Consider the following 11,855-nt stretch of genomic DNA (forward strand, 5'->3'; position numbering starts at 1 on the left):
ATGAAAAGAGCGTCATCCACCCTACGTCTGCTTTTGCCTTATAGGCGCCGATGCAGCGAGCGCCATGTGAAATAACCTGTCGGACTTTTTCGACTCGTCCGGTTAGAGGAAACCACTCTCTCATTGGATACCGTCATGCGTTCTGCCAGCCTCCTGCCGTTTCAGCCTCAGCCCCGTACATTGTCAGGTGCCATCTGCCTGACGTTGGCCTTGCTGGGCGGTACCACGAGCCTGGCGGTGCAGGCGGATTCGGCGGTCGTTACCGCTGGTGCGCCGAGCATCTCGGCCGGGCCGCTGGAGCAGGCGTTGAGTGCATTTGCCGAACGCGCGGGTATTACGCTGTCGTACTCCCCTGATCTGGTCCGCGGATTGAGCAGCCCCGGCCTGACCGGTGGCGGCTCGCTCGAGGATGGCCTGGCCAAGCTGCTCGGCGGCAGCGGCCTGATCGCCCGGAAAACACCAGCCGGTTATGTGGTGCTGCCGGGCAAGGCCGAGGCCAGCCTGCAACTCGATGCCACTAGCATCGAAGCGTCGGCAACGCCGGGGGCCTTCGAACCGGCGGGTGGTTACTTCGCCAGCAATGCCAGCAGTGCGACCAAGAGCGACCGGCCGATCCTGGAAACCGCCCAGAGCATCAGCGTGGTAACGGCCGAGCAAATGGCCGATCGCAAGGTCAACGCGATCGAAGATGCGGTCGCTTACACCGCCGGTGTTCGCACTGGCGCTTCGGGCCTGGATCCACGTTTCGACACCATCAGCGTGCGCGGCTTCGATACCACCATGACCGCAGACTTCCTCGACGGCCTGCGCCAGCCCTACAACAGCTGGCTGTCCATCTATGGCACCGAGGCTTATGCCCTGGAGCGCATCGAGGTGCTCAAGGGCCCGGCTTCGGTGCTCTACGGGCAGATCAGCCCGGGCGGCATGGTCAATCGGGTGAGCAAGCGCCCAAGCCTGCTGGCCAAGAACGAAGTGGAGGTGCAGGCCGGTAATCACGATCACCAGCAGGCGCAATTCGACGTGGGCGGCCAACTGGACGAAGAAGGCGACCTGCTGTTTCGAACCGTCGGCATCTATCGGGATGCGCAAACCTACATCGAACAGTTGAACAACGACGTGCGCCTGTTGGCGCCATCGCTGAGCTGGCAAATCGATCCGGATACCAACCTTACCCTCCTGGCCCAGTATCAGGAGCGCGAAACCGCAGCGTCGCCGATGCTCTACCTGGACGGTGGTCGCCTGACCGACTTCTGGCAGGGCGACGAGTACTTCGACAAGCTCCAGCAACGGCAATGGACGCTTGGCTATGAATTCGAACATGCCTTCAACGACACCTTCAGCCTGCAGCAGAACTTGCGTTACGGCGAACTGGCTACCACCAATCAGTACCTGCAGCCCACCGGTACGATCACCAACGGTGTAATGGAACGTGGCGCGGTAGGGGTATACGAAGACATGCAGTCGGTGACCACCGATACCCGCCTGGTCAGCCGCTTCGCCACCGGGCCCGTGCAGCACACCCTGCTGAGCGGGGTGGATTACGGCTGGTTCGACAGTTCGGTGCTGTATGCCAGCGGCCCCGGGCCTTCCATCGATATGAATGCGCCTGATTACCACCAGCCCGTCAGCAGACCTGAAAATGCACTCACCGATCAGGACAACATCAGCCAGCGCACCGGCCTTTACCTGCAGGACCAACTGGAGGTCGATCACTGGCGCCTGTCGGCCGGCGTACGCCGTGACCGAGCGACTATGCGCGCTAGCGACAATCTCTCGGGCATCAACAGCACGCGTACCGATGCTGCCACGACTTTCCAGCTTGGGGCTCTGTATCTGTTCGATAATGGCGTGGCGCCTTATGCCAGCTACGCCGAGTCCTTCCAGCCGCAAGGCGCAAGCAATGCCAGCGGCCCGCTAAAGCCGACTGAAGGCAAACAGTACGAGGTGGGCCTCAAGTACCAGCCGCCGGGCACCAGTACCCTGCTTACCGCCTCGCTCTACCACTTGACGCAGCAGAACGTCGTGACCCGTGATCTGCTCGACCCGCTCAACAGCGTGCAGACTGGCGAGCAGGTTTCTCGCGGCCTGGAACTGGAGGCCGTCACTGACCTCAGCGACCGTCTGCACCTGACCGCCAGCTACAGCTACAACGACCCCGAGGTGACCAAGAGCAACGACGGTAACGAAGGTAAAGATCCGAAAGACGTACCGCGCCACCTGGCTTCCCTGTGGCTGGACTACAAGCTGCCCTTCGGCCTGGGCTTCGGCGCTGGCGCCCGTTATACCGGCCGTGTCTACGGTGACGACCTGAATAGGGTCAAGAACGAGGCCTACACCCTCGTCGATGCGGGTGTGCACTACGATTTCAGCGGCGGCCTCGACGGTGTGCGCCTGGCCCTCAATGCGCGCAACCTGACCGACAAACAGTACGTCAATTGTCAGGACGGCTTCTGCTACCGCGGCGAAGCGCGCAGCATGGTCACCAGCCTGAGCTACGCCTGGTGATCGCCGTAGGCCGTTGGCGTGCGCTGCTGGGCGCGCTGCTGCTGGGCAGCCTGGCGGTCGCCCAGGCTGCACCGGTGGTGCTGGACGGCACCGAGCAATGGACGATGAAAAGCGCCGAAGGGCGTGAGTACCGCGTCATGATCAGCCCGCCGGAGGGCAATGCGCCGCACACCGGCGGCTACCGGGTGATCTACCTGCTCGACGGCAATGCCTATTTTCCAGCCTTCCATGCTGCAAAGCGTGCCCAGAAACGGCTGCGCGGTTCTATTCTGGTGGCCATCGGTTATCCGAGCGATACGCCGCTGGACTTCGAGCGCCGGGCGTTCGACCTATCGCCGCCACAACCTGCCGAGCGCAACACGCCGCCTCAGGGTGGTCAGGATCTGTTTCTCGCCTTCATCGAGGAACGGCTGATGCCCAAGGTCACAGAGCGCTTCGAGGTCGATCAGGATCAGCGCAGCCTGGTCGGTCATTCCTTCGGCGGGATGTTCGGCATCTATGCGCTGTTCACTCGGCCTGACTTGTTCCAGCACGTGGTGGCGATCAGCCCGAGTCTGTGGTGGCGTGATCGCTACCTGCTGGAACATGAACGGGCATTCTTCAAACATGCCCGAGAAGGTCGGCTGAATCTTACCCACAGCAGCCTGACGCTGTTGATAGGTGATCGTGAGGCTCCTCAGGGGGTTCAGGATGCCCGCGCCCTGCAGCAGCGCCTGCAAGATCTGTCGCAGTACGGGCTGCGTAGCGATTTCCAGATCGAGCCGGGCGAGGATCATACGTCGGTGGTGTTTCGTGTGACTTCTCAGGTGCTGAACGAGTTGATCAGCACACGGCGGTTTTGATCCTGGATATGGCTGCTTGAGTGACGATGCAGGCTGTTCAAAAAAGATCCAATACCGCGCAGGCATTTGAATATAAGGGCTTTTCATACTTATGCACAGGTACCCACGAGATTTATCCAGAGACCCTGTGAATAACGTATGAGTACTGATCAGATTTTGTACATGTTCACGAAGCGCCTGTGCTGTATGGCTTGTAGCAGAGAGTTACCAGGTTATCCACAGGTTAGATCACCGTATTTGTGAACATCGCTCGGCCTGTCGATAACTTCCCTGCGGGCTGACACGCGCTGCAACCAACTGTCATCCAACGGTCATGTTATTGACATAGCGTTCCTGCGCATCAGAAGAACGCCGGAGCGCCGTGATGCATGATGATCAATTGACCGACCTCGAACGCCTGACCCTCTCCCGCCGTCGCTTCATCGGTGCCGGTGCGCTGACTGGTGCGGCCTTGTTTCTCGGCGGTGGCCTGTTGGGCCGCAGCGTGCTCGCCGATTCGATCAGCGCAACGGTCGGCAGCCCGCTGCTCGGCTTCGACAACATTGCGGCTTCCACCGCCGACACCCTCACCCTGCCGCCCGGCTATTCGTTCAGCACCCTGATCAGTTGGGGCCAGCCGCTGCACGACGGGGGCCCCGCCTTCAAGGGCGATGGCAGCAACACCGCCGCCGAGCAGTTGCAGCAATTCGGCGACAACACCGACGGCATGAGCTTCTTCCCATGGCCGGGCGACCCGCAGCGCGCGTTGATGGCCATCAACAACGAATACGTGAATTACCGCTACCTGCTCGCCCACGGTGGCCTGCCGAAATCCGCCGAGGACGTACGCAAGGCGCAGAATGCCGAGGGCGTGACCGTTATCGAGGTACGTCGTGGCAGCGCTGGCTGGGCATTCGTGCAGGGCTCGCCCTACAACCGCCGCGTGCATGGCAACCTGCCGATCGAGGTCAGCGGCCCGGCACGCGGCCACGATCTGCTCAAGACGACCGCCGACCCGGCTGGCATCGAAGTGCTCGGCACCTTCCAGAACTGCTCCAGCGGCCAGACCCCCTGGGGCACCTACCTGACCTGTGAAGAGAACTTCAGCGACTGCTTTGGCAGCAGTGATGCAGCGCTTTCGTTCACGGCCGACCAGAAGCGCTTCAGCGTGCTGCACGCCAGTGCCGAGAATGAATGGCACCGTTTCGATCCGCGCTTCGATATCGCCAAGAATCCCAACGAGCTGAACCGCCATGGCTGGATCGTCGAGATCGACCCGTTCGACCCGACCGCCAAGCCGATCAAGCGCACCGCCCTGGGCCGTTTCAAGCATGAGAACGCGGCACTGACCACCACCCGTGATGGTCGCGTGGTGGTGTACATGGGCGACGACGAGCGCGGCGAGTTCATCTACAAGTTCGTCACCCGCGACCGCCTCGAGCGCGGTGATGCCAAGGCCAATCGTCATCTGCTCGACCATGGCACGCTCTATGTGGCGCGGTTCGACGAGGGTGACGGCAACATCAATCATCCCAAGGGTAGCGGCCGCTGGATCGAGCTGACCGCCGGCAAGAATGGCCTGACCGCAGAACAGGGTTTCGCCAGCCAGGGCGATGTGGTGATCCGTGCCCGCCAGGCGGGTACGCAGGTGGGCGCCACGCGCATGGATCGCCCCGAGTGGATCACCGTCAGCCCCAAGGACGGTCAGGTCTATTGCACCCTCACCAACAACAGCAAGCGCGGCGAGGAAGGTCAGCCGGTCGGCGGTCCGAACCCGCGGGCCAACAACCTGTACGGGCAGATTTTGCGCTGGCGCGAGCACGGTGACGATGCCGCCGCGATGGATTTCGAATGGGACCTGTTCGTGGTCGCCGGCAACCCGGTGGTGCATGCCGGCACGCCCCAGGCGGGCAGCCACGCGATCAATGCCGACAACATGTTCAACAGCCCGGACGGGGTCGGCTTCGACGGCGGTGGGCGGCTGTGGATCCAGACCGACGGCAAGTACAGCAACAAGGGTGACTACGCCGGCATGGGCAACAACCAGATGCTCTGTGCCGACCCGCAAAGCGGCGAGATCCGCCGGTTCATGGTCGGCCCGGTGGGCTGCGAGGTCACCGGGCTGGCGTTCTCGCCGGACTACAGGACGATGTTCGTCGGCATTCAGCATCCGGGCGAGGAGGGTGGTTCGAGTTTCCCGGATCATCGCCCAGGCGTTTATCCGCGTTCCTCGGTGATGGTCATCAGCCGTGACGACGGCGGTGTGATCGGCGCCTGAAAGGCGCTGCGGCGCCGCTCAGAGTGTCACTGTCGTGGTGCCGCGTATCACCACATTGTCGCCTTCCGCCGGCAGGCTTGGAATGCTGATACCCAGTAGCCGCAGCGTGGGCACGATGGCCCGCTGATCGCTGGCGCCCTCGCGGTTGTACAGGCGCTGCACGCACACGTGCAGCACATAGCGGGGCGCACTGGGGTTTCGTGCATCGAGGGCGATATGGCCATAGGAGGGCTGGCCGTCATGGCCGGGCAGACTTGCCCAGCTGAAACCTGCCTCGTCCTGCGGCGGTGCCGGGCAATTGCCACTGCGCCAGCTTTGCGGGAGCCAGCTGCGCTCCACCACCCTGGTGATTTCGCGGCTCAGCAACTGTGTATAGGCGGCGTCGGCCGGATCCACCTGCAGGGTGGCGCGGGCGGCATCGGCCGTGACCTGTTTGAAAGTCAGCATCAGCAGCATGGGAATGCTGTAGGCGATGATGGCGTACACCACCACGAAGAACACCCCGAACAGCATGGCGAATTCGATGGCCGCCGCGCCCTGCTGCCGCTTGCTCGAAAACGTGCGCATGGGATTCTCACTGCACCAGCCGCGGCAGGCCGCAGCTGATGGTGTGGACTTTGATTTCACTCTTGCCCAGATCCAGGCCGAGGCTGCTAAGCAGGCTGCTGATTGCACTGCCTACGGAGTTGAATACCGGCTTGATGAGTTCGAGCACCGGATTGAGCACGCTGAGCAGCAGGGGCTGTGAGTTGGTGCTCAGGCCAAGCGACGTGGCCAGGCCGGTCAGCACGCTGCTCAGCAAGCCGCTCTGTGGTTTCGTCTGCAGCGAGGTTATTAACTCGTTGCGACAGGCCGTCTTGTTGGTGGTGCAGCTGACAAGCAACAATTTGCTGTGCCATTCATCTGGCATCGTCGTGTCCACCAGCAGGGCCACGGGCCGCGGCCAGGCAAGACCATCCGCCTTCAAGGCCGTTCGAATGGCGTCCTTGTTGACGTAGGTAGCGAGGTACCTGTCCGCAATTCTCGCGGCCTGGTCCGGTGTGAAACCCGGAGCGCCGTCCGTTCCCTTCGGCACGCCGCTTCCTATCAGGGTGGTCACTTGCGAAAGCAGCTTGGTGATCGAGTCGCCGATTTTCAGTTGGTTGATCTGGGTGATCTGCGAGTCGTCCTCAGCCAGCGTTACCTCGTCGCGGACCGGGTTTACGCCAGTGCCCACCAGTGGCACCGCGACTTTACCGCGGATCAGGTCGAGGTTCAGCAAGGTGACGATTTTGGCGTCTTGCAGGGTTGCCTCGGTGCAACTGGTGCGCGTTGACCATAGGGTGCTGCTGGGCATGCTGCCAATGCAGATGTTGCCGACCGTGGACTCGACCTCTATGGTCGCCTGCGGCTCGGCCAGCGAGCAGTTGATATCAGTCAGCTCGCCCTTGGCGCTCACCAGGTCGAGAATGATGGGCAGCTTGATCGAGGTGCCTAGCGTGCTGAGCAGCGTGTTGGCCAGGGGAGCGCTCGTGCTGTCGATATCGATCTGCATGCGGGTCTGCGCATTGAATGCCGTTGTGCCCACCGGGCCGATGCCGATGGCTGGGGGTTCGACGACACCCAGTTGCACCTTCACCAGGCCGAGAATGTTCAACTGAGCCACTTGTAGGCCGCGGCCCTGCACGGCGGCCATGAGGCCTGTGGATAACACCTCGCCGAGCGGGAGCCTGGCATCCAGGGCCGACCCAAGGGGCTGATTCGCGCCGGTGACCAGTTTCAACAGACCTGGGCGTTCATCGGTCGCCAGCAGGTTGAGCGTCGCGCCGCTCAATTGCGAGGTGGCCAGGGTGTCGCCGAGCGCCCTGATGTCTGCGGCCAGCAGATCGTTATGAGTGACCAGATTCGCCGATATGTCGACCAGGCGTTGAATGCCGACCGCGCCGATTCGGGCGTCCACCAGCTCGGCCAGCCCGTCAGGCGTCAGCGCCTTCAACTGGTTGATTCCCAGGTTCACGCCAAGCGCCTGCAACAAGCCAGCCGGCGTGACCTGGGCATTGGCCAGGCCTTGCGAGTCGAGTAGCGTCAGGTCCTCTACATTCACCCCGGCGGCTGTTAGCAGCTTAGGCAGCAAGCCATTGCCGTTGAGGTCGAGCAGCTGCGCGCCAACGCTGAAAACGGTCAGCGGGTCACTGTCCTTCTCGGCCACTGCCACCGCTTGCAGGTTCACGGTTGACTTGCCGGGAAGGCCGAACAGCCCCCCGGTGCGCACGATGATGCTGGCGGGCACCTCATTGTTGGTGACCACCCTGACGGCTCTGCCATTGGCGGCATCGGCGGTCGGCACGCGCAAGCCGTCGGCGATCGAGATGCTCACGCAGGACGAGGCAAGCGACTGCAGCGCGGTATCGACAAAACCGTAGGACGCGGCGTTTTCCTGGGCGTAAAGGTGGGCCGCGGCGGTATCGAGAGCGCAGTTGCCAGACGCGAGCCGGGAGATGGATTCCAGGGCGGCGGTATCGGCGAGCTTCTGCAGCTTGCGCTGCTCCAGGTACAGGCGGCCGCTATCGACTACCAGGGCGAGAAACAGGATCGCCATGACCAGCGTCGCGGCGCTGATGATGCTGAAGGCGCCACGCTGGCGCTGCCGGTTCGAGCGAGGGCGGCCCATGCATCAAGCCCCTGCCGCCGCGTTGTGCAGGCGAATCTTCGCTTCACCGCGGATCTCGCTGGGCAACTGCGGAACCTTCCAGCCGAAGATCGAGAACGGCGCAATGATGCTCTCGGGGCTGGCATGGCGCACGCACACGCTCCACACCGCACCGGTTTTCAGAAAGCCGTCATACCCGGTACAGGGCTGCGTCCAGGCCTGCGGTAACCAGGAGTTGCGCATCGTCTGCAGCACGCGCTGTTGATGCACCGCGAGCTGTTGCGGCGTGGGTGAGCGCGTGTCGGGTGAATGGATCGCGTCACGCAGGGCTTCGGCCGCCAGCTCCTGGTAGGTGGCGCCGAGCAGGAAGGGAATGCTGTAACCCACCAGCCCATAGAAGATCAGGAAGAAAATGATGAAGGCGATGGAGAACTCGACGGCCACCGCACCGCGCTGCGTGTAAGGCGAGCAGACTGTTGAAGAGTGAGGCACTTCCCTGATCCTCGTAAGGTTGCAATCGCCTGGGCCGCGCACGGCGGCCCGTAGTGCCCGAGCTGCTGGCGCAGAACGCTACGCCGCCACGCGCCTGCAGGGCTGGCCAGTAGCTAGGTAATAGCAAGGCGGTGGAGGTTGCGCCATAGCACTTTGTGACTAACACCCATGGTGTTCGCGGGCGGTGGCCGGCGGCGCGTGGCCGCTGCCAGGGCTGCGGCCGGGTTTCAGGTCAGCGCAGGCAGCGCCAGGCGCAGTACAAGGTGCGCCCGGCGCCGAGAGAAAGCGCGTCTCGGTGCACGCCGATCAGCTACTCGATCCACTGGCGGCCATGGCGCTCCAGCAAATGCTGAAGTTGCTCCGGCCCGTTGCTGCCGGCGGGATAGGGTCGCGGGCGCTGGTAATGCTGATGCCAGCCCTTGATGATCGGGTCGATCCACTGCCAGGCCGCTTCCACTTCATCGCGACGCATGAACAGCGTCGAATCGCCTTCGATGACGTCCAGCAGCAAGCGTTCGTAGGCATCCCAACGGCGCTGTTTGTTGAAAGCATCGGCGAGGTTCAGGTCCAGCTCGACCGGCTCGAGGTGCATGCCCTTGCCAGGGTTCTTGGCCATCAGTTGCAGGCTGATGCGTTCCTCCGGCTGCAGGCGGATGAGCAACTGGTTGGCTTCACCGTTGCCGAACAGCTGGTGCGGCACCGGTTTGAACTGGATGAGGATTTCCGACGTCTTGCGTGCCAGGCGCTTGCCGGTGCGCAGGTAGAAGGGCACGCCGGCCCAGCGCCAGTTGTTGATCTCGGCCTGCACGGCGACGAAGGTTTCGGTGTCGCTGTCGTTATCCACGTTCTTTTCGAAGTAGTAGGCCGGTACTTCCTGACCACCGATCTTGCCGGCGGCGTACTGGCCGCGCACGGTCTTGTCACGCACGTCGAACCCGCTGATCGGTTTGAGCGCTTCGAGGATCTTCACCTTTTCGTTGCGCACCGACTCGGCGTCGAAGCGCACCGGCGCTTCCATGGCCACCAGGCAGAGCAGCTGCAGCAGGTGGTTCTGGATCATGTCGCGCATGGCGCCGGCCTGATCGTAGTAGGCGCCGCGGTTTTCTACGCCGAGGGTTTCGCACACGCTGATCTGCACGTGGTCGATGTGCCCGGCCCGCCACACCGGTTCGAACAGGGCGTTGGCGAAGCGCAGCGCCATCAGGTTCTGCACGGTTTCCTTGCCCAGGTAATGGTCGATGCGAAACACCTGGGATTCGTCGAATACCGCGCCAATGCCGGCATTGATCGCCTGCGCCGATTCCAGCGAGTGGCCGATGGGTTTTTCCAGCACGATACGCGCGCGGGCACCGGCCAGGCCGGCGACCTTGAGGTGCGAGGCGATGTCTTCGAACAGATCGGGCGCGGTGGCGAGGTAGTACACCCGGACCCGCTGCGAGTCGGTGCCCAGGTACCTGGCCAGGCGTCCGAAATCGGCACTCTGCGAGGCGTCCATGACGACGTAGTCGAGGCGCTCGGCGAAGCTGCGCCAGGTGTCGTCGTCGAAGTCGGCGCGTGCCACCTGGACGCGGCAGTGCCGCTCGGCCAGCGCCTGGTAGGCCGCGCGGCTGTGGTTGCTACGGGCGAGGGCAAGAATGCGCGTGTCGCCGTGCAGGCGGCCATCGCGATGCAGGTAGTACAGCGCCGGCAGCAGCTTGCGCAGGGCGAGGTCGCCAGTGCCGCCGAAAACCAGCATGTCACAGGAATTGCTCAGCATGGGAACTCCGACTCTGTTTGTCCGTGCGGGGGCGGCAGGCTTGTAGTATAACTACAAGAACGCTACAGCCCGGTGCACTCGGACTATAACCGAGTCGCGACACCGCCAAAGTCCAGCCGGCTTTTTCATTACTTATCAGTCGAGTCTCTGCCCGTGAATTTGTTGCAGCACATTGCCCAGTCACGCCACCTCCTGCGCAAGTCGGAACTCAAGGTGGCCGATCATGTGCTACTCGATCCAGCGGCGGTGATGCACAGTTCGATGGCCGAGCTGGCACACTCGGTGGGCATCAGCGAACCGACCATCGTGCGTTTCTGCCGCGCCATCGGGTGCAGCGGCTTCCAGGACCTCAAGCTCAAGCTGGCGCAGAGCCTGGCCGCCGGGGCCAGCTTCGGCCAGTTCGCCATTCATGAAGACGATTCGGTCGCCGACTTCAGCATGAAGATCTTCGACACCACCCTGCACACCCTGATCGAGGTGCGCGAGAAGCTCGACCCTGTCGCGCTGGAAAAGGCCATTGGCCTCTGTTCCCAGGCGCAACGCATCGAGTTCTACGGTTTTGGCGCCTCCGGCGCGGTGGCCGCCGATGCCCAGCACAAATTCTTCCGCCTGCTGCTCAACGCCGCGGCTTACTCCGACCCGCACATGCAGGCGATGTCGGCGATTACCCTCAAGCCCTCGGATGTGGCGGTGTGCATTTCCCAGTCCGGGCGCTCCAAGGACCTGCTGACCACCGCCAACGTGGTGCGCGAGGCGGGTGCTTCGCTGATCGCCCTGTGCCCGGGGCAGACCCCACTGGCCGACCTGGCCACGGTGAACCTGGCCATCGATGTGCAGGAAGACACCGAGATCTACACGCCGTTGGCGTCGCGCATCGCCCACCTCGTGGTGATCGACGTGCTGGCCATGGGCGTGGCCATGGCGCGCGGCCCGAGCCTGGTCAACCACCTCAAGAGCGTCAAGCGCAGCCTGCGCAGCCTGCGGTTATCGGCCAAGTCGATCAAGACCCACGAAGAAGGCGTCTGAGTTCACCTCAGCGTCACCGCGTTGCCCTCAAACTGTCACGCTGCTGGCTGAATCTGGTCTCCCGTTATTCAACCTGGAGACCTGCCATGGCTCGCCATGTGGATGAAGCGCATCACGAACAGAGTGTGGTCAAAGCCCGGCGCAAACTGCTCGACGAGCAACGCATGCGCTACCGCCGCGCCATCGAGGCCTACGGCGAGAACCGTCGTTTGCAGTCGGAAATTTCCAGCTTTCATGACCCGTTCTCCGGCGAGCGCCACCGCTTGCACTGAGTAATCTGCAGGCAACACCCGTGCACCGCGCATCCCAGGCGACGAGGCTCCTATAATGGCGCCTTTGCCCACCGCC

At 62.9% G+C, this 11,855-nt stretch carries 9 protein-coding genes; 5 read left to right on the forward strand and 4 right to left on the reverse strand.

All coding sequences use genetic code 11. The features are described from left to right. Positions 1-135 precede the first annotated feature (135 nt). The 3 genes from ACZ0AV_RS14365 (at position 136) to ACZ0AV_RS14375 (ending at position 5,604) form a co-directional block, all read left to right on the forward strand. Positions 136-2,505 (forward strand): TonB-dependent siderophore receptor, encoded by a 2,370-nt coding sequence (locus ACZ0AV_RS14365; protein WP_499151652.1) that lies wholly within the window; start codon positions 136-138, stop codon positions 2,503-2,505. Beyond that, the gene (locus ACZ0AV_RS14370; RefSeq protein ID WP_499151653.1) at positions 2,502-3,347 is read left to right on the forward strand and encodes an alpha/beta hydrolase; all 846 of its coding nucleotides are present in this window, start codon (positions 2,502-2,504) and stop codon (positions 3,345-3,347) included. Before ACZ0AV_RS14365 ends, ACZ0AV_RS14370 begins: the two co-directional genes overlap by 4 nt. Before the next feature lie 364 nt (positions 3,348-3,711). Further along, positions 3,712-5,604: a PhoX family protein gene (locus ACZ0AV_RS14375; protein WP_499151654.1), complete on the forward strand. Its 1,893-nt coding sequence runs from the start codon at positions 3,712-3,714 to the stop codon at positions 5,602-5,604. A gap of 18 nt (positions 5,605-5,622) precedes the next feature. On the opposite strand, the gene ACZ0AV_RS14380 is transcribed toward ACZ0AV_RS14375, so the two are convergent. The 4 genes from ACZ0AV_RS14380 to zwf all read right to left on the reverse strand — a co-directional run bounded on the left by ACZ0AV_RS14380 (position 5,623) and on the right by zwf (position 10,481). Beyond that, positions 5,623-6,171: a TadE/TadG family type IV pilus assembly protein gene (locus ACZ0AV_RS14380; protein ID WP_499151655.1), complete on the reverse strand. Its 549-nt coding sequence runs from the start codon at positions 6,169-6,171 to the stop codon at positions 5,623-5,625. A 7-nt stretch (positions 6,172-6,178) separates the two neighbouring features. After that, positions 6,179-8,254: a pilus assembly protein TadG-related protein gene (locus ACZ0AV_RS14385; protein WP_499151656.1), complete on the reverse strand. Its 2,076-nt coding sequence runs from the start codon at positions 8,252-8,254 to the stop codon at positions 6,179-6,181. A gap of 3 nt (positions 8,255-8,257) precedes the next feature. Continuing rightward, positions 8,258-8,725 carry a TadE/TadG family type IV pilus assembly protein gene (locus ACZ0AV_RS14390; protein WP_499151657.1) on the reverse strand — a complete coding sequence of 156 codons (468 nt, stop codon included), beginning with the start codon at positions 8,723-8,725 and terminating at the stop codon, positions 8,258-8,260. A gap of 310 nt (positions 8,726-9,035) precedes the next feature. Beyond that, positions 9,036-10,481 carry a glucose-6-phosphate dehydrogenase gene (zwf, locus tag ACZ0AV_RS14395; RefSeq protein ID WP_499151658.1) on the reverse strand — a complete coding sequence of 482 codons (1,446 nt, stop codon included), beginning with the start codon at positions 10,479-10,481 and terminating at the stop codon, positions 9,036-9,038. Positions 10,482-10,634: 153 nt separating this feature from the next. Here zwf and hexR point away from each other — a divergent pair, with 153 nt between their 5' ends. Together hexR and ACZ0AV_RS14405 are read left to right on the forward strand one after the other, a co-directional pair. Next, positions 10,635-11,507: a transcriptional regulator HexR gene (gene hexR, locus ACZ0AV_RS14400; RefSeq protein WP_499151659.1), complete on the forward strand. Its 873-nt coding sequence runs from the start codon at positions 10,635-10,637 to the stop codon at positions 11,505-11,507. 86 nt (positions 11,508-11,593) lie between these two features. Then, positions 11,594-11,779 carry a PA3496 family putative envelope integrity protein gene (locus ACZ0AV_RS14405; RefSeq protein ID WP_499151660.1) on the forward strand — a complete coding sequence of 62 codons (186 nt, stop codon included), beginning with the start codon at positions 11,594-11,596 and terminating at the stop codon, positions 11,777-11,779. The last annotated feature ends 76 nt before the right edge of the window (positions 11,780-11,855 follow it).

The sequence above is a fragment of the Pseudomonas sp. AC532 genome, assembly GCF_979258965.1.